This is a genomic window from Streptomyces sp. NPDC094034 (assembly GCF_040303865.1).
Lineage (GTDB): Bacteria > Actinomycetota > Actinomycetes > Streptomycetales > Streptomycetaceae > Streptomyces.
Window position 1 is genome coordinate 1 of record NZ_JBEOUD010000066.1, and the last position, 17,572, is coordinate 17,572.

Below are 17,572 nucleotides of genomic sequence, written 5' to 3' on the forward strand. Positions count from 1 at the left end.
CCGGACACCCCAAACACACAGACCCAACACCAACACGACCAAGAGACCACCACGACTCAAACCCGCACCCCCTAAAGTTCCTGGCATTGGGACCCTACCCTCCAGGACTACCAACGGTGGGCACAGGCCGGCGCCTACTCGGCCCTTCTGTTCGATGGCGCGCTGCTGCAGATCACCTATGACATCGAGGACGGAGCAGTCGCCGGACACCGCCTCGCCTATATCCCCTGCCCCTATCGCCTTGACAGAGAACTGGTGTTCCAGGAGCCGATCCTTGATGTCATCGATCTTCACATCGCAACGGAGCCGACGAATATGGTTCTGCACTCCGCGATCCGCTTCGACTTCGACCCCGGATCAGCGGGCCCGGGCCATCCGGCGGCTCACCTGACCATCAACTCGGCGGACTGTCGGATCGCCTGCGCCGCGCCCATGCATCTCGGGCGGTTCGCCGACTTCGTCTTCCGGCACTTCTACCCCCACCTGTGGAAGGCTCACCTCCGGTTCTTCGAACGCTCAGCCAGCGGAGAAGTGGGCCCCCGCACACTGACCCACGATGAGCGTGATACCCCTCATCTGTATTGGAGTTAGTGACCTTCACGGCAGCCACCACTGGTGTTACTGCCGCACAACTGATCCCAGCTGCGCAGCGCCTGAAGCGACACGTGAACGCCTCTGACCGCTCATGGACCCAATAGCGTGCAACGACTGCTGGTAAAGATGCACACCCGAGGCAGGGTGCGCACTTCGAACGCGATTCCGGGCCACGCGTCATGGAGCGCGCTTGCCGCACCCCGACGGACGTGGCCGCCCACCGGGTGGAGGTGCGCCTGCAGGGAAGCCGCTGGGGTGCATTGAGCGAGGCCGAGCACCGCGTCATGGCGTCGCTGGCCAGCCGAGTGACGGTGCACATCGGTGACGTTACATTGCTGGAACCCGAGGGCACGCCAACGGCTGTGAGTACCTGGCACAGGCTGCGGACCTGGGTGAGGAAGGTCTTGGCGCATCCGGCACTGTCGGCGCGGATGAGGAGGTCTGTGCCGTAGCGGTGGGCGTCGGGGATCTGAGTGACGGCGTTGTCCAGGACCGCTATGTGATCACTGGCGGCTTTGGCCAGGAAGCACAGCAGCGGGTGGTAGCCGAAACCGCCCTTGTAGGTCGGCGCGGCCTGCTCCTATTCGGAGTGGCAGGTGATCAGCGTGGCGTCGATGTCCAGGACCAGCCCGGGTAGTTCGCGCCCGCCGGCCCGTGCGGTGGTTATGCCCCCGCTCATCTCGGCGGCTTGGAGCCACGCGGTCTCCCAGGCACGAGAACGTGCCGATCGCAGCCGGGCCAGCACGGAGTCGGCGAGCAGTCGCCACGCGGTGGGCGTGGAGGCCACCGGCCCGAAGACCTCGCCCTGGTCCCGCAGCACGGCCAAGTCCGTGATGATCTCGCCGCCGCCTGCGAGTATCACTGCCAGATCGACGGCGACCCGGCCGGGATCACGGCCGGTCCCACGCGGCGACCGCGGCCGCATCCCCATCGAGATCATCCAAGCCTGGCAACGTGCCAACCCCACCTGACCAAGTGGGTCTGTCAATTGAACGGCCCTGTCTCATATTCGGTGGTGACGGAGAGTTGTGAGGTCGTTGACCTTCATGTGATGAATGTCAACGAGCTTGTGCAGACGGTTTTTTCAGGTCTGTCCCCGCAGGTCATGGAGGATGTGGCCGACGAGGGTGAGCGGATCCTGGTGCGGGCCCGGACGCCGCTGGACATCGCGGTCTACCCGGTGAGCGGGGCCTCGTCGGGACGGATGCACGGCTATCACTGGCGGATGGTGGCCGACGTTCCGGTCGACGGGCGCCGGGTGGTGGTCCGTGTGCGGGTGCGGCATCTGGTGTACCCCACGCGAGGCTGCCGCCACACCTTCCGCGAACAGGTGCCCGGGGTGCTGGAGCGATACCAGCGACGCACCGCTCGCCTGACCACGCAGGTCAAGGCCGTGGTCAAAGAGTTAGCGGGCCGGGCGGGATCACGTCTGCTGGCGATACTCGCGGTGGGCCTGTCCCGTCACACGGCCCTGCGCACCCTGCTGCGCATCCCGTTGCCCACCGGGTGGGTGCTCCACGTGATCGGCGTCGACGATTTCGCCCTGCGCCGGCGGCACCACTATGCCACCGTGATGATCGACGCCGAGACCCGTGAGCGGATCGACGTGCTGCCTGACCACACGGCCGACACGCTGGAAGCATGGCTGCGCGAGCATCCGGGTGTCGAGGTCGTGTGCCGCGACGGCTCAGCCACCTACACCGAGGCCATCCGCCGCGCCCTGCCTGACGCGGTCCAGGTCGCGGTCAGGTGGCATCTGTGGCACAACCTGTGCGAAGCCGCCCTCAGCGAGGTGAAGGCGCACAGCAGCTGCTGGGCCACCGTACTGGGCGCACCCAGCTACGACGGGCCACGCACCCGAACCACCCTTGAACGCTGGCACCAGGTCCATGACCTGCTCAATCAGGGCGTGGGCCTGTCGAATGCGCCCGCCGTCTGCAAGTGGCCCTGAACACCGTCAAACGCTACGCACGAGCCGACCGGCCCGCCCTGCCGGGAGATCCCCGGCCGCTTCACCCAGGTCCGCGTAGGTGGCGGCTCGACCTGCGCCTGTGGTGGTGTCGGCAGCCAGCTTCCGTGCAGCGTCAGGCGCTCGTCGTCCGACGACGACCGCGCGGACCCGGTCAGCATTGAACGGTCGCCGCATCACACCGACGGCCCAAGTGGCAATCCGGATTGCCAGGCCGCGAAGGCAAGCTGGTCGATGAGTAGGCCGACCATGAGGCTCATCGAACGTGCTCCGTGGCCCACTGCGGATTCACGCCGAAGCAGCACGATCCCGTTGTCAGCAGCAGCCGGGGTGCTGGCGACTTGCTGGAGTGCTGCACACATCTTCCGGGCGTGCAGTGGATCGACCATCGAGTCTGCATCGGAGACGCTGAACAGCACTGCGGGGTAGACAGTCTGCCCAGTGACGTGATGGTACGGCGAATAGCTCATGAGCCACTTGAGTTCTTCTTCCACCTTGGCCGAGCCGTATTCCGCGGTCCAGGAAGGTCCGAGCCCGAATTGCTCGTACCGAGCCATGTCCAGGACAGGGGCTCCGCAGAGGACGGCCTGGTAGAGATCAGGACGCTGCGTGAGTGCTACACCGACCAATAGCCCACCGTTCGATTCACCGCTTATCACCAGCTGTGAGCTGGTGGTCCAGCCTTCGCGAATGAGGGATTCTGCCGCAGCGTGGAAGTCATCGACCGACCTTTGCTTGTTCGCTCTGGCGCCAGCGGCATGCCACTGCCCTCCGCCCTCGTCCCCACCCCGCACGTGGGCTACGGCGTAGACGCCGCCAGCTGCTACCCAGGTGAGGATCTCTGGGTTGTAGATCGGGGCCAGGGAGAGCCCGAAGCCGCCGTAGCCGTAGAGAATCGCAGGCAGCGGGCCGGAGCGTGAGTGCGGAGCGAGAACGGTAATCCGGATCTGTGTACTGTCCGGCGCCGTGCAGGTCAGATGATGTACAACGCCAGGAGGATTCGGGGGAAGCGACTCTCGCCCAGGCGGTAATGCCCAGATCTTGCGCGTGTGAGTGAGGGCATCCCATTGGAAGACGGTCGGTGGTGTGAACGGATCGGTATAGGTGAACCACGCTTCGTGCCCTCGGCTACGAATCTCGCCTACGACGCCGGAACCGGGGAGCTCGATGTGGCCGAGGTGGTCGCCAGTAGCCAGGTCATGGACCCTGATCTCGCTGAACGTGTGGCGCTTTCGGCCGGCCAGGAGCAGAGGCCGTTCTAGCGCTGGGCTGTCGAGGACAGCGACATGGTCGAGGCGCGCGTCCGGATCCTGAGGAAGTATGTCCCTCCACGGGGTGGACTGCGGATTCTCCATGTCGGTCACGGCGAGGCGGCCTTGGGGCGCATCGAGGTCGGTATGGAGGTACAGCTGTCCGTCGCGGCCGACGAGGGCCCGTGTGTGGGCACGGGTGTTCCGCTGCAGGGGCGTGAAGACCGGATACAAGGGGCTGCTTGCGGTGAGATCGGCCAGCCACACCTCGTTGTGGCGTACGGCGCCGATCGTCGCAGTCAGGATGAGCCAACGGCCGTCCGCCGTGACCGCGACACCGTAGGAGGCTGTCTTGTGCCCTTCGGCTCCAAACACCAGGAAGTCATCGGTGTCGGGGTCGGTGCCGACCTTGTGGAGGTATACACGCCGGTGATACAGCTCCTCACTCTTAGGCACCGCTGCGCTGTCCAGACTACGCACGTAGTAAAAGGCGTCACCACTGGGCAGCCACGCGACCGGGGAGTTGCGGCACCGGCTGATAGGCCCGTCGACCAAGGATCCTGTCGTGGTGTCGAGGACGTAGAGACGGCTGTCGCTGTCACCTTCCACGGACACCTGATAGGTGAGCCGAAGTCCCGTCCAGTCCGGGTACCAGTTGTCCAACGTGGTGTGTCCGGTGGGGTCCAGATCGGTGGGGTCGATTAGGAGGCGCTCGCTGCCGTTCTCGTCGGCCATGTAGAGAGCGGCGTGCTCTTGCCCCGGATTCCGCTTCATGAAGAAGTGACAGGCTCCGCGCCAGACGGGCGGGCCGATCACACCAACTGATACCAGTTTGCTCAGACGGGTGCGTAGGTGCTCCCGCCCGGGCAGCCCGTCGAGCACGGCATGTCTGAGGGTGTCCTGTCCGGCGAGCCAAGCCTGGGTTTCTTCGCTGTCGGGTTGTTCCAACCATCGATACGGATCGGCGACGGAGTAGTCGAACAGGGCTTCCACCAGGTCCTGGCGTCGCGCCGCAGGGTAGGTGAGGGGTGTCTCAGCAGGCACTTCTCACTCTTCTCCATACTCATCGACCAAGCGGGTGATTGCAGCTGTATAGCGCAGTATTTCTGTCTCATCCCACGTCACGAAGACGCAGAAGTCGTGCAAGTGAAGGAGGGCTTTCAGTGTCGCCGCACGGTGGGCTTGCAGATCGGGCGGGAGCCCATAGCCTCTGATAAACCGTGCCGCGAGGCCATCCCAAACGGTGGGGTCCGCTGAAAGCGACAGCCGGGCTGACAGGGAACGAAGTTCGTGGAGCTCGCCCAGGACCCAGCCGACGTCCTGTTGCCAGCTGCCGCGGCCCAGTTCCTCCCCGGTGAGTAGCCCGTCGACCTCGTCCGACTCCGACGGCACCAGCAGTCCCAGACTGGGGTTTCCGTGCAGCAGCACCAGGGGTCCAGAGCATAGGTTTTCCAGCCACGAGGTGAGCAACCGCCAGCGGCCGACACCGAATGCGTGCCGCAGGCGTGCGTACAGCACAGTCGGAGGGCCGGGCAGCGGGCTGTCCATCCAGGCTGCCAGGCGGAGCCAGGTCAGGGGCGCGTCGGGTGCCGCTTCCAGCGCTACTGGCGGTGCGGTGTGCAGTGCGCGGAGCAGCATCCCGAGGTTTTCCAGCAACGAACCCACTCTTGCGTGAGCCTGAGGGGCCCGCGAAAAGAGGAGGCTGGCAGCGGAGACGGTCCCTGGGGGCGCGTAGCGGAGCGCGTCACCGTGTGGTCGGGGCAGGATGTAGCGGGCACCAGGGCAACCAGTGATGACGGTCTCAAGAACGCTGAGGAGTGTGGGGTGCGGCGGAAGGAACGGCTGAGTCCTCCCTTCACCGGCGCTGCGGACCCAGGCCACCTGTCCGTCCGGGGATCGCGTGATCTCGGTCCGGACGTGGCCGCTACCGTAGCGCTCGATGATGGTGCCGGGGGACGTCATCATGACGCGCTGGTCTCCCCGAGCTTGGCATGGAGTTCCTCGATCATCTGCAGCAGGGTGGGGAGCGGTGCTGCCGTAGCTGCCTCGATCTTTCCGCTGGTGATGCTGATCCCTGGTTCCGGCTTAGCAACTACGACGTTGAGGCGGTTCCGAAGGGCAGCCAGATGGGAGCGGAATGCATAGCTCTCGTATCCGCCCGGCGGCAGTGCGGGTGCGATGCCGATCGGCGCGGTGGTGCACTGCAGAGCCAGCATTGCAGGTGTGTCAGCGAGTCCTGTCGCAAAGCGGCTGACGAAGTGAAATGTGGCGGGGTAGACGGCTACGGCATCAGCCCATTGGCTGAGCTGAACGTGTGGAGCGGCAACCTCGAGTTCGGTGGACCAGACGTCGTGGAGCACGGACCGGCCTCCGATCGTAGTGAGAGTGGCCGGAGTGACGAAGGTGGTGGCCTGTCGGGTGAGCAAGACCTTCGTCTCGGTCTCGGGATAGGTCTCACGGAACCAGCCGAGCCACCCGGGCAGGGAAGAGACGCCGAGGGCTCCAGTACCGACGATCAGGAGCCGTTGGGCAGAGAACCTCGGCACCGCTGAGGGCTGTGTCGTCATAGGGGGCTCTCCAACATGGCTGCCGCTTCCGCCCGGACGGCTTGGATAACGGCACTCAGTGCGGACAAGGACGCGGCTGTTCCGTTCACGGTGTGGAGACCAATCGTGTTGAGAACAACTTCGTCTGCTCCGGCCGCATGGTAGACGCGTAAGGTATGGAGGATGCTGTCGATGCTTCCCACCGCGACGGTTTTGCTGTCGATGAGCCGCACAGCTGTCGCGAGGAGATCGTGGGGGTCCACATCAATCCCGGCGAGGCGGAGCATCGCCTGGTAGTGCGGGGCGTGTAAGTGGGCGTGAGCGGCGGACAGGATGACGCGGGCGTGATCTCGCCGCGGGGCGTCCATCGAGACGTGTACAACTGCGGTTACCTGCGGCCGTGGCCGTCGTGCGTGGTCCGCGCCTCGGGAGAGTGCTGGCAACAGAGTGTGGGCCAGGTAGTCAGGGGGCGTCAGCCAAGTGATAGCAACGTCGGCCAGTTCTCCGGCAATCTCAGCCATCTTCGGTCTGAGCACGCCGAGGCCGAGCTGGACTGGCGGAGCGTTCAGCGGCGGAAGAGCACCGTGCATCTTGTAGTAATCGCCACTCAGATCCACCGTTTCACCGGCCAGGAGACCGCGCATGATCATGGTGTACTCGCGTGCGGCTCCAAGGGGGCTGGCATAGGAGCTGCCACGCAGTGCCTGAATGAACGGGTGCGGTCCAGTACCGAGTCCGGCTATGAACGGGTGCCCACTGGCAGCCGCCAGAGAGCGTGCTTGGAGAGCCGCCTCGAATGGGTGCCGCAATGGCAGAAGCGTCACGCTGGTACCGAAAGGAACACGAGCGCCGGCACCGGCCGCGAAGGCGAGTGCCGTGTGCGGTTCGAGTAGCAGCGACTGCCCGGTCCACAGGCGGTCGGCGCGGCCTTCATGGATCAGATCAGAGAAAGGAAGGATCTGTTTCCCTTCTGTCGGCATGAAAGGAAGCAGGATGGATATTTTCATGTTCATGCCCAATGAATGGCTGTTACGAGATGGCGTGCACGGCCGGCAGTCGAAGCTGCCGGCCGTGCACGAATTACGGCAGGATTCTTGCTCAGCAGCCCCACTTGATGCTGGCAACGACGCTGAGCGAGACGATGGTCTGCGGCGAGGGGGCCTCGTCGGGGGCACCCTCGGCAACCATCTCGGTCACATCGGCGTAGGTGTCGAACGCTGTGGCGAGTTCGAGCTCGTTCATGATGATCTCCTTTTGAGAATCGTCAACTAAGGCCGTCCGTCCGAATGGAACTTCACGGTCAGACGTTCCTGATGGCGAGATCGAATCTAGGTCTGTTTCGTTCAACCTGGAAGATTTTTTTGATGATCGGTTAAGCGGTATCGGCTTTTCATCAAATAAAGGGGAACGACGGGGACGACTGGTTGCGAGCGGGGTCGGACGGATCGATTCCGCCTTCCATGAGGGCATCCCGTACCCGGTCCGCACGGGTCCGCCCGTCCGGGCGGACCGCGTGACCGACCAATCCTGAGGCCAGGGCACGGGATCGGTGCTCACCCAGACTGGTGTTGCGCATACCGGACCGAGCATCATCCGGTTCCCAGGCCACTGCTACTCCGGCAGCCAGCGGCCTGGTGAACGGAGAGGCACCGGTTCCCAGACCGGCAGTTCCCTCGACAGCACCGACGAGTGACGTGAGTACCTCTTGGTCCAGGCCATTCAGGTACACCACCACGCCATCGCGCCGCGCCAGCAACGTACTTGAGGAAGTCGCCTTGGCCCGGTAGGCAACGGCACGTTCTTCCAGGCATTGCAGTGTCCGGCTCCAGACCTCGACAGCAGCCTCAGGTGTCTCGATATGCAGGTACACCCGCAGCACCTGGGCTTCGGGAGGAAGCGGCAGCGAGCCATCAACGAGGAAGAAACCAGGTGAGAGCATGGGTCGGGCGGCTGCAATGTGCACGCGCGCCTGTTGCTCGTCGTTATCGGTGCGCACGATCCTGTCCGGACCGAGACGGACACGCATCCCGCTCAGTCCGACAAGCAGACCAGTCTCTGCGACAGACAGAACAGGAACGTGGTGCGAGGTGTAACGGTGAGGCACGGCCCGCGCAAGCAACGCTTCAAGATCCCGATCCAGTGCGGCAGAGGGCCTTCCGGTGTCGGTCTCCGGCTTCCCGACGTGGACGATCTGGTAAAGGGCTGTGGCAAGGTGGGCGGTGAGTGTCTGAGCGGAGGACGCGATCACTTTCCTTGCCCCCACCGTAGCCGTGAGACCGTTCGCGTCCACGTGTACCACCTCCAGCAGATCCTGGATTTGCGAGGACAGCTGAGGCGCGGGCTGTGGTAATGCCCTCTGGAATTCTGCCGGGTAGCTCATGCGTGGTCCTCTACGAGTCCAAGAGTGAGGACGAACTCCTCGGGCGTGATCAGCGCTCTTCTCCCGATGCCTGCGGCCGCCCGCGGAAGGGCCGCGAGTCGTGTGGCCGTCCGGGCGCCGGCGAGCAGCCGGTCGAGGAGATGCCAGCCAGCGAACGCCACTGCCCGCGCCGCCAGGATGCTGCTCTCGGGCCGCTGCTCCAGATAGCCGTTCCAGAAGGCTTGGACATGGGGACGCGCAGCGCGGATACCGGAAGTGAGCTGCGCCAGCATCTGCTCACGCGATGGTGCCGCGTCGGGGTGGGCACTTTCCAGCATCGCAGCTTCCAGCAGTGCACGGTGCAGCAGGTCGCCAATGACCCCACCAAGGTCACGGGCCGCGTCACCCGCCTGGAACTCTTCAAGGTCGGTGATGTGTACTCGACCACCGGTGATGAGGAATTGGTCCAGGCGCAGATCGCAGTGCGCCGCCACCGGTTCGGCCTGCTGTTCCATCTCAAGGAGCGCCCGCAACGCGTCGGTTAACGGGAGATCGTTCTGCAGCAGACTCCATACCTGGAGCTCTGCGGCGGACGATGCCTCGAACAGAGCTACTGGAATACCGTCAAGGAGCTCTGCGGATGGGAGCAGCGGCGAGCTCGGACCGGTCTGCAGGAGCTGCGTAACCGGCAACTGGTGCAGATGCCCGACGGTGCGGCCAAGTGAGCGAGCCAGGCTGTCCGTCAGCTTGTGGTCTTTGACCAGTTCGGCGGCGGTTACGGCATCTGCGATCAGTTCGAACACCATGAGCCGTGATCCGAGGTCGAAGCCCAGGCAGCGCGGTGAGGTCAGCTGGGTTCTCGGATACCGGCGCAAGAGATGTTCAAAGGCCAGGCACTGCCGGATCCGTGTCTCGGCCACATCCCGCATGCCTTCAAGCTTCTTGACGAAGACGCCCTGACCAGTGTCAGTAGTACCGCTCACGTTGGTGTTGCGTCCGGGCGGCGACTTGCGGTCGGGCTGTCCGGCGAGAGTTCCCAGGCCCAAGCGGACAAGGAAGTCGTTCGCCTCCCGGAACATGCCTTCATCTACGGCCTTCACAGACGAGGTGAGCGTGGTCATCGTTCTCCCCCTTCGTTCCCCGAACGGCTCTCGTCCAAGGAAGGGTCGTACGTGAGCGTCATGACTCGAGGTCCCCGCGCATAGCGCTCCTGATGAGCTCGGCGGCCCTGGCTGGCTCGTCGGCAGTGAAGTAGACACGGCGGGCCATAATCGGCTCACCCTTGTGGAGCTGCACGGGGAGTGGCTCGGTTAGTTCAAGGGCCATAGTGGTGGCGCTGCTGACCGAGCAGGCGACTGCGTCGTCCTGGTCCAGTGAGCGTCGCAGCCCGTGACTCTGGGTCATGCCGTGTGCAGGGCGCACGCTCTTGATTTGATTGATCGGAATGGCAAGGGCACGGAAGGGGCCAGTGCGCAGGTGCAGCATGTGATCGTCGAGCAGATGAGGAGTGCGCATAGTCATTACGCAGAAGCCTACGGTCACGACAAGAGTGAATAGCACCCAGACGAAATGGAGAGGGCGATAGGCCGGAGGGATCATCGCGTCCACAACGAAACTGGTGACGAGATCAACTGCTGTGATCGCCCAGATGACGAACCGAGATTCGGCGGAGTGCGATATCGAGCGGTGTGCGCCGCGAAGCGCGACTGGCTTACGCCTCAGCCAGTCGGCGAGATCGCGGAGCATGGTCTTCGACCAGCCGAAAGCCGATCGCCGGGGCATCGCACCGGCAATGACGCGGCCACGGATGTCGTCATGCATCTTGAGCACTCCTCTTGACCAGCAAGCCCGTGGCCAGGGCACAGCTACCTGCCACTAGTACGAGTACGGTCTCTGGTCGCCTCAGCGCCGAACCGGCCCGGCTGGCTAGCTGTCTTTCACTCCTTTTATGGCCGCGTCTGAGGAAGCTGTGCTCCGAAGCCGGCGCAGGAAACGCGGGCCGAGAGGCCGGTGAGGGATCTATGAGTGTCCACTCCCGCTCGTCCTGCGCAGATTCCTCCGCTGTGGGATCGGCCGAGAGCTCGGCCGCAGTGCGCTTCCAGTACTCCTCCCAGCATTCGACGTCGCCAGAACACGCGGAGACGTAGGAGAGCGTTACCTCGAGGCTGGGCAGGGCGAGCCCGCGAGCTGCTTCCGACAACGACGTCCCTGAGTAGTTGGCCCTGCTGGCGAGCAGGCGGTAGGAAGGGTTTCCCGCCGTCTTCCGCAGCACACGTAAGTCATGAGCAAAGCGTTGCAGGGGCCCGTCAGCCGGGTTGATCGGTGACTCTGGACGTCCCATTCCTTCTCCAAAACCTTGTAGTGGGTGTCAATGAGAGGTGCTGGCTTTGTCCACGTCGCGTAGCAGCATTTCGACAGAAGCTCGGGAGGTACTGCCCGCGCTGGATGCTCACACCTTCGGGCAGCAACTCGGCGGTGGCTGACAGAAAGCCGTCCGCCAGTTGTCCGGAGCGCGGGGCAGAAAATGCGCTGGCTGCGAGCGTAGACGGAAGCCGCCGTCGCGCCGTTGCAGGGCGCGTCGGCGGGTGCCTCCGCGAGTACGACGAAGAGCAGTCCAGAGAAGCACCTGCTGCAAGTGCCTCCTGATCATCGACTCGAATCTGATGAGGTCCGCAGGCTGCCCATTAACCGTCGCGCCGAACGCCAATCCACCAGCGCGATCATGGTCGACTGGTCTCGAGCGGCCAACCAGCGCAAGTGCTCGACGCACGGGGGCACAGGAGGCGGCTCTGCCGGGCCACTTCACGGTGAGCTACTCCAGGTGTCGGTGAACTGGTCAGTTGTGAAAGGCGAAACCGAAGCCCACGCGACTCGTGGCCCAGGCCCGGTGTGTCGGCTCGGCGAAGCTGTGAAGGCTGGTCGCACCGGGCAGACTGCAGGGGCCGCTACCGCACCAGGGCAAGGTCTTGCCGGTCCTCGCGCGGCGATCACCGGTCCGGCTGGTACCAGCAGGAGACAGGGCCTTTCGCATCGCCCGTGGTCCCGCCCAGATACCCCGGCTCGCCGAGGGTTGCCACACGTCCCCGGTCGGCGCACGTAGGTGCTTACGCTCGCTCGCCAGAGCAACATCCGGTATGCGCAGGAGCAGTCATGCCTGAGCAAGCACCAGCGCAACGGACAGCGCGAGGGGCCGGACGCTGACAGGGGGGTGACGGTCATTCGGGCCGGTGGCGACTCCCAGCCAAAGCACTTCATCTGTACTGACCCCTCCTCGCAGATGGGTGAAGACAGTCCCTCGAATGCACACGTCATTACAATCAGAGATCTGATCATTGCCTTCGGTAGCCGATGGCGTCAACTACTGTTTATCAGTGTGTCCGATTTGACGGTCAATCACCCGAAAGACCAGGTAGAACTGGTCTAGTGCTGTTCTCGAAGAGGCTGACAGGAGCCGAGGAACGTGGGCATACTGTGCGCTAGGGCATCTTGTCCACAGAGGAGGAATCGGGTGGAAGACGTCGACTCAGAAGGCCTGGAGGGCCCCGAGACCTCGAAGGCGTTCTCGGCACGTCTGAACCACCTGATCACGACCGTGTACCCTGCCGCCCTCGGGCGGCCGTACACCCACGGAGAGATCTCCCGTGGTATAGGGCTGACCACGACGGCGATCGGCCATCTGCGGTCCGGGCGGAGTCAGCCGAAACTCGACACCGCAGACCGGCTGGCCAAATTCTTCGGCGTACCACTCGACTACTTCACCGACGACGCCGTGGCGGAAGAGACCGACAAGCAGCTAGCACTCGCCAGCGCAATGAGAAACAGCGCTGTAGAGCGGGTAGCTTTGCGTGCCGCCGGGCTGCCTCCGGACGTCCTGGCTGCGGTCAGCGCGGTGATTGATCAGTTCCGTTTGCAGACCGGTCTCGGTGATACTCCCGACTGGCATAACCGTTGACGGTCTTCAGAGGAGAGGTATGTCAGTCGTTTGGGCAGTCTGGCGGCTGCCTGCGACGCGACAAGACATGATGTCGGCCAGGCACTTACGTGAGCGCTGCAGGAAGATCATTGACGGTCTTGAGATATCCCGGCCACTCGACGTGACCGCGCTGTGCGTGCGGATCGGCAACCAACGTGGCCGACCAGTCCGTCTGGTGCCGCTGGACATGCCGGTAAGCCTGAGCGGTCTGTGGCTATCCATCGCTGATTACGACGCCATCCTCTACGAGAGTCGCACCAGCAAGGTGCACCAGGACCACATCATCCTGCACGAGATCGGCCACCTGCTCGCCGAGCACAACGCGACCCCGGCCATCGAAGACGAAGTACTGCGACTGCTGATGCCGAACGTAGATCCGCAGATGATCCGGGCCATGCTCGGCCGGACCCGCTACTCAAACCCTGAGGAGCAGGAAGCCGAACTCATCGCGTCGCTGCTTCTGGAACGGGCCGGTCGTTGGCGGCCATTGAAAAAGTGGACTCCCAGACCAACGACTGCGGCGATCGCCCGCCGCCTGGAGCAGTCCCTCGAAGAACGTCAGGATCTCGGATGAATGCGTACCCACCAGTCCCTCAGGAATATGAGGGCTGGGCCCAACTCCTCAACATCCTCTACCTGACATGCGCGTGCACAGGCACGGTCGCTGCCATCTCCAAGGCTGCAGCCTGGTGGAAGAAACGGACTGCCGATCTCCTCGCCCTTGTTGTCGTTCGCGTGGTCACCGTAGCGGCGTTCCTGGGCGGTATGCCCTTGATTCAGGACCATCTGGCTCGTGCGACCGACATACCCAACATAGGCACGCTGATCACCTATCCCTGCATCGTGCTGCAGAGTCTGGCATCCCAGCTCATACTCCGTTTCTGGGAAGAGGACCAGCCTGCAGCGTGGCGCGGAGCACGGTGGCTGGTGGCGCTGTACTCGCTGTTGTTACCGGGCATGATCGTGCTCTTCCTGAACGCCCCTGTACAGGTTAACCGGCCTGTCGATTTCGACGTCTACTACGCAACGACACCGGCAATCATCGTGTTCCAGTTGGTATACAACCTCTGCTTCGTCGCCGGCTTGCTCGCCAACATCCGGATGATGAGGAAATACTCCGCGCTCGTCGACGGAATGCCCTGGACCCGTCGCGGGCTGCGCATCACCCTGTACGGATCCGTACTGGGACTGGGACTGGCCGTGACCAAGGTACCGTCCATGATCGCCATCTGGTTCGGGTACGACTTCCTCAACTTCGCAAACATCGTGATCGGACCGCTGTTGAGCAGCGCCGCCGCACTGCTGCACCACCTCGGCGCGACACTGCCGGCCTGGGGATCACGGCTAGAGGAGCGCGGGCGCCTGCTGCGCTGCCTCCTCCAGATGCAGCCCTTGTGGCACGCTCTCACCCAGGCGCGGCCCGACATCGCGTACGACTCCGTGCCCGACTCACGCCTGTCCACCATCGTCAGGGCACACAGCCTCAAACGGATTCTGTACCGCGCGGTGATTGAGATTCGAGACGGCCAGAGGGAACTGCGTCCCTACTTCGACCCAAACGTCGCAGCCGTTGCCTACGAACTGGCCGCAGAAGCCGGCCTCGACGAGCACGACCGCCGGAACGTCATGGACGCCGCCGTACTTGCCGCCGCGATACAAGCGAAGCACCAGGGCACCTCCGTGCCCGGTTCCTCCACCGTGGAACTGTCGGCGACTGCAGGTGAACTCCCGGAGGAAATCGCCGCCCTGGCGTCCCTGGGCAGAGCATTCACTGACTCAGCCATCGTGACCGCCGCAGTCCACAATGCCGCAGCCGGGTACAAGTCCTCACCAACGACATCACCTTCGAGCTGACGAGGAATCACTCCTGTGCCCGGCACCCGGCCCCCCGTGCTCCTCGACGAATCCTTCCAGGCTGATCCCCACGCCTCGTACGCTGCCCTACGCTGCACAAACGCAGCCGTGCGGGCTCTTGCCCCGGACGGAGCACCAGTCTGGCTGGTAACCAGCTACCAGGACGTACGGGCTGCTGCCGCGGACCCGAGGCTCTCGGTCAACAAAGACCACGCGCAGACCGCCGGCCGCCACGGTGACTCGATGCCGCCAGAGTTGGACGCGCACCTGCTCAACACCGACCCCCCTGCCCACACCCGGCTCCGCGCTCTGGTCAACAGCGCGTTCACAAAACGGCGAACCGAGCACCTCAGGCAGTCCATTCAGACAGCCACCGATCACCTGCTGGACCAACTGGCCGCACGCGGCGGCCGCGCCGACATCGTGGCCGACCTGGCCATGCCCCTGTCGCTCACAGTGATCGGCAACCTGCTCGGCATCCCGGAGAACGACCGCCCGGATTTCCGCAGCTGGACAGACACACTGCTCAGCCCGGCACCCGACGCCGCTGTGCAGTCGCGTAAAGCGATGAGGGAGATGCACCGTTTCCTCACCGAGCTCATCGACCGCAAACGCGATGTTCCCGGCGACGACCTGCTGTCCGCGCTCATCAAGGAACACACCCACCAAGACGGCCCCCGCCTGAGCAGGGCCGAGCTGGTGGCCATGGCCTTCCTGCTCCTCTTCGGCGGATACCACAACTCCGCCGGCTTGATCTCCACCACCGTGCTGGCCCTCCTCTCCCATCCAGCCCACCTCGCCGCTGTGCGCAGCGGGAAGCCGGCCATGGACCGGGTCACGGAAGAGGCGCTGCGCTGGAACTCCCCGGCGATGCTGGCCGTCCGGCGGTTCGCCACCCAGGACATGCGGATCGGCGACGCGGCCATCGGCAAGGGGGAACGTGTCTGGCTGGCCTGGGCCTCGGCCAATCGCGATCCAGGCCAGTTCGTCACACCCGAGACCTTCGACCCCGGGCGCGACACTCGTGGACATCTTGCCTTCGGCCACGGCCCCCACTACTGCCCTGGCGCTTCCCTCGCCCGCCTGGAAAACCAGATCGCCGTGACCAGTCTGGTGCGCCGGTTTCCCAAGCTTTCGCTGGCCGGCCCCGTCAGCCAGTTGCGGTGGACTACGTCGCTGCGCAACAGGAGCCTGCGCGCATTGCCTGTCTCAATATGACATGACACCGATAGCAGTGTCCTCAGGCCTGCGGTGCGCAGCGCCCCAGCCCCGGCCGTGGCGCACTGACCGGCGCTCGGTTGCTTGTCGAACTCGGTGATGGCCCGACCCGCCGGGGTCCTTCGTTCCTACGCCGGCGCCGCCCGCTCTCACTTGGGCGTCCGGACCCGGCTCGCAAGTCAACCATCGCCGGATCGCCGACGAGCGGCTGATGGAAACCGGCCACAGACGGTCGTTCGCCAAGCTCACCCGCAGGCCCGGCAGCCAGACGCTGTACGACGAACCCACCCACCGAACGGGATCACCAGCGGCAGCGACGGCAACAGAAGGAAGCAATGAGAGAGAATCACGGAACCGAGCGAAGGGGCCTCTTCCGTTGCCACCGTCAACTGGGCCACGCTGACGCAAGCGGCGTCGACCTGCCGGGTGAGTGCCACTGCCTGCTGTCCCAGAGCCTGCTCGACCTGCGGCAGGTGCCGCAGGGAGTCCGCGCGAAAGATTGTCCGAAGTCGTTCGACCTCGGCTTCGATTCCACAACGTGGACGTTCACCGCGCTTGAGCAACGCGCGCAGCTGGCTGCGGGTGAGCTTGGCGGCGTCGGCCGGCGTGGGTGCGGCAGTCAAGATCACGCGGGCGCGCGGTGAGTCGAGTCCGGGTTTTCCGGCGCCGTGAAAGGCAGTGAGGGCGGCTGGATAGTACTCGCGCAGGTGGGACCGAAGCCGGTTGGTCATCTGTTGCCGGTCCCAGATGGCGTCCTGTTGAGCGCGGGCCAGGACGAATCAGCAGCCGCAACCGCAGTCACTGCTGACGTTGAGGACGGTCATCGTCCTGCTGCTCGGCTGTCTGATCGGTGCGGCCGCAGGCGCGCTGACCGTAGCCGCTGGCGACAGCACAGCCGAAGGCGTTCTGGTGGGCGGCGCCGGCTTCGCCGGTGCCGTTCTGTTCTTCCACGCCATCGTCGCGCCCTGAGCGCTACACGTGCGGATCCTGGTCCCTAACTGATGGGGCCAGGATCCGCACGTGTCAGCGAAACGTCACAGCAGTCCCGTTGCCCGGGCAAGGTCCGGCTGGTCCAGCGAGCACGGCGGACGCTGATCCGGCAGATCCACACCGTCTCACCATCCAGAGCCTCGGCACGGCCGACTATCTCCCCGTCAGTCATGCGCAGCTCCCAGATCATCTCCGGGTAGTTCGCGACGAGACGAACGGCGGGCATTGCGGTCCTCCCCGGTGCTCTGATGCTGGTTACGTATAGTGAATGTTTCCGCAGCCACTTGACTCCCCGTCAGGCGGCCGTGGCTGGGGATATCTAACTGGCCACTGACAGTAGGTATGGACGAGTGGTGGCGCGCGACTCGCATCTACTGCCGCGCCGTGAACGCAGGTTCTCAGGAGGTCGAGCTCTCCGTGTCACCGCTGAGGCTGTGTCGCGCAGCCGGTAGACGGTGGGGTATCGGGGCGCAGCGGGAGGTCGGGGCGGATGCGGGAGCGGGGTCGGACTGATTCTCGTCCTCCGGCAGAGTCGTCAGTTCCACTCGTTCTCGTCCCCTGTCCTTGTGGCTGGTGGCCAGGCCGTCGATCCTGTGCTGACACTTACGTCGCGGTCGGCATGATTCGTTACTGTGTCTGAGTCGACAAGTCCATCCCGCGCTACGACCCTGCCCGAAAGATTGCCAATCAATTTGAAATGCGATAGGACGACCATCGCCGCGAGCCGCGAGCCGCGAGCCGCGAGCCGCGAGCCGCGAGCCGCGAGCCGCGAGCCGCGAGCCGCGAGCCGCGAGCCGCGAGCCGCGAGCCGCGAGCCGC

14 protein-coding genes and 3 pseudogenes are annotated in these 17,572 nt (G+C 64.5%); 7 read left to right on the forward strand and 10 right to left on the reverse strand.

The window, feature by feature from the left end; translation table 11 throughout:
* Positions 1–111: 111 nt before the first annotated feature.
* Positions 112–591: pseudogene (locus ABTZ59_RS34445) on the forward strand (DUF2290 domain-containing protein); the annotation flags it as partial.
* A 583-nt stretch (positions 592–1,174) separates the two neighbouring features.
* Here ABTZ59_RS34445 and ABTZ59_RS34450 read toward each other — a convergent pair.
* Positions 1,175–1,534, reverse strand: a complete 360-nt coding sequence (locus tag ABTZ59_RS34450) for a hypothetical protein (RefSeq protein WP_351423903.1) — start codon at positions 1,532–1,534, stop codon at positions 1,175–1,177.
* A gap of 111 nt (positions 1,535–1,645) precedes the next feature.
* Here ABTZ59_RS34450 and ABTZ59_RS34455 point away from each other — a divergent pair.
* A pseudogene (locus ABTZ59_RS34455) lies at positions 1,646–2,580 on the forward strand (ISL3 family transposase); the annotation flags it as partial.
* A gap of 159 nt (positions 2,581–2,739) precedes the next feature.
* Here the strand turns inward: ABTZ59_RS34455 and ABTZ59_RS34460 are convergent.
* The 8 genes from ABTZ59_RS34460 to ABTZ59_RS34495 form a co-directional block, all read right to left on the reverse strand.
* Entirely contained in the window at positions 2,740–4,857 is a 2,118-nt protein-coding gene (locus ABTZ59_RS34460; protein WP_351423907.1) for a prolyl oligopeptidase family serine peptidase, read from the reverse strand.
* Between the two features lie 3 nt (positions 4,858–4,860).
* Complete coding sequence (locus tag ABTZ59_RS34465; protein WP_351423910.1) at positions 4,861–5,469, reverse strand: hypothetical protein; 609 nt, start codon at positions 5,467–5,469, stop codon at positions 4,861–4,863.
* Positions 5,470–5,774: 305 nt separating this feature from the next.
* Positions 5,775–6,380, reverse strand: coding sequence for a flavoprotein (locus ABTZ59_RS34470; protein ID WP_351423914.1), 606 nt, complete (start codon positions 6,378–6,380; stop codon positions 5,775–5,777).
* A complete protein-coding gene (locus tag ABTZ59_RS34475) occupies positions 6,377–7,372 on the reverse strand; it encodes an LLM class flavin-dependent oxidoreductase (RefSeq protein ID WP_351423917.1) in 996 nt (331 codons plus the stop codon). The genes ABTZ59_RS34470 and ABTZ59_RS34475 overlap by 4 nt, the downstream gene beginning before the upstream one ends.
* An 85-nt stretch (positions 7,373–7,457) precedes the next feature.
* A complete protein-coding gene (locus tag ABTZ59_RS34480; RefSeq protein WP_351423919.1) occupies positions 7,458–7,601 on the reverse strand; it encodes a hypothetical protein in 144 nt (47 codons plus the stop codon).
* Positions 7,602–7,752: 151 nt separating this feature from the next.
* The gene (locus tag ABTZ59_RS34485) at positions 7,753–8,739 is read right to left on the reverse strand and encodes a T3SS effector HopA1 family protein (protein ID WP_351423922.1); all 987 of its coding nucleotides are present in this window, start codon (positions 8,737–8,739) and stop codon (positions 7,753–7,755) included.
* Entirely contained in the window at positions 8,736–9,839 is a 1,104-nt protein-coding gene (gene lxmK / locus ABTZ59_RS34490) for a class V lanthionine synthetase subunit LxmK (protein ID WP_351423927.1), read from the reverse strand. Before lxmK ends, ABTZ59_RS34485 begins: the two co-directional genes overlap by 4 nt.
* 58 nt (positions 9,840–9,897) lie before the next feature.
* The gene (locus ABTZ59_RS34495; protein WP_351423930.1) at positions 9,898–10,539 is read right to left on the reverse strand and encodes a PH domain-containing protein; all 642 of its coding nucleotides are present in this window, start codon (positions 10,537–10,539) and stop codon (positions 9,898–9,900) included.
* Between the two features lie 1,687 nt (positions 10,540–12,226).
* Here ABTZ59_RS34495 and ABTZ59_RS34500 point away from each other — a divergent pair.
* From ABTZ59_RS34500 to ABTZ59_RS34515, 4 genes are all read left to right on the forward strand, one after another.
* The gene (locus ABTZ59_RS34500; RefSeq protein WP_351423935.1) at positions 12,227–12,670 is read left to right on the forward strand and encodes a helix-turn-helix domain-containing protein; all 444 of its coding nucleotides are present in this window, start codon (positions 12,227–12,229) and stop codon (positions 12,668–12,670) included.
* Between the two features lie 19 nt (positions 12,671–12,689).
* On the forward strand, positions 12,690–13,265 hold the full coding sequence (locus ABTZ59_RS34505) for a hypothetical protein (RefSeq protein WP_351423939.1): 576 nt from the start codon (positions 12,690–12,692) through the stop codon (positions 13,263–13,265).
* The gene (locus ABTZ59_RS34510; RefSeq protein WP_351423941.1) at positions 13,262–14,545 is read left to right on the forward strand and encodes an MAB_1171c family putative transporter; all 1,284 of its coding nucleotides are present in this window, start codon (positions 13,262–13,264) and stop codon (positions 14,543–14,545) included. Before ABTZ59_RS34505 ends, ABTZ59_RS34510 begins: the two co-directional genes overlap by 4 nt.
* A gap of 243 nt (positions 14,546–14,788) precedes the next feature.
* Positions 14,789–15,763, forward strand: a complete 975-nt coding sequence (locus ABTZ59_RS34515) for a cytochrome P450 family protein (protein WP_351423945.1) — start codon at positions 14,789–14,791, stop codon at positions 15,761–15,763.
* Positions 15,764–16,128: 365 nt separating this feature from the next.
* Here the strand turns inward: ABTZ59_RS34515 and ABTZ59_RS34520 are convergent.
* Positions 16,129–16,539, reverse strand: a pseudogene (locus ABTZ59_RS34520) (IS110 family transposase); the annotation flags it as partial.
* 34 nt (positions 16,540–16,573) lie between these two features.
* On the opposite strand from ABTZ59_RS34520, the gene ABTZ59_RS34525 reads away from it, so the two are divergent.
* Positions 16,574–16,732, forward strand: a complete 159-nt coding sequence (locus ABTZ59_RS34525) for a hypothetical protein (RefSeq protein WP_351423948.1) — start codon at positions 16,574–16,576, stop codon at positions 16,730–16,732.
* Positions 16,733–17,572: the final 840 nt, after the last annotated feature.

What these genes read in the sequence shown, in the direction of transcription:
- ABTZ59_RS34495 (WP_351423930.1), bottom strand. Translation starts at nt 10,539, where the DNA reads ATGCATGACGACATCCGTGGCCGCGTCATTGCCGGTGCGATGCCCCGG.
- ABTZ59_RS34450 (WP_351423903.1), bottom strand. Translation starts at nt 1,534, where the DNA reads ATGATCTCGATGGGGATGCGGCCGCGGTCGCCGCGTGGGACCGGCCGT.
- ABTZ59_RS34505 (WP_351423939.1), top strand. Translation starts at nt 12,690, where the DNA reads ATGTCAGTCGTTTGGGCAGTCTGGCGGCTGCCTGCGACGCGACAAGAC.
- ABTZ59_RS34510 (WP_351423941.1), top strand. Translation starts at nt 13,262, where the DNA reads ATGAATGCGTACCCACCAGTCCCTCAGGAATATGAGGGCTGGGCCCAA.
- ABTZ59_RS34470 (WP_351423914.1), bottom strand. Translation starts at nt 6,380, where the DNA reads ATGACGACACAGCCCTCAGCGGTGCCGAGGTTCTCTGCCCAACGGCTC.
- ABTZ59_RS34480 (WP_351423919.1), bottom strand. Translation starts at nt 7,601, where the DNA reads ATGAACGAGCTCGAACTCGCCACAGCGTTCGACACCTACGCCGATGTG.
- ABTZ59_RS34485 (WP_351423922.1), bottom strand. Translation starts at nt 8,739, where the DNA reads ATGAGCTACCCGGCAGAATTCCAGAGGGCATTACCACAGCCCGCGCCT.
- lxmK (WP_351423927.1), bottom strand. Translation starts at nt 9,839, where the DNA reads ATGACCACGCTCACCTCGTCTGTGAAGGCCGTAGATGAAGGCATGTTC.
- ABTZ59_RS34475 (WP_351423917.1), bottom strand. Translation starts at nt 7,372, where the DNA reads ATGAACATGAAAATATCCATCCTGCTTCCTTTCATGCCGACAGAAGGG.
- ABTZ59_RS34515 (WP_351423945.1), top strand. Translation starts at nt 14,789, where the DNA reads ATGCCGCCAGAGTTGGACGCGCACCTGCTCAACACCGACCCCCCTGCC.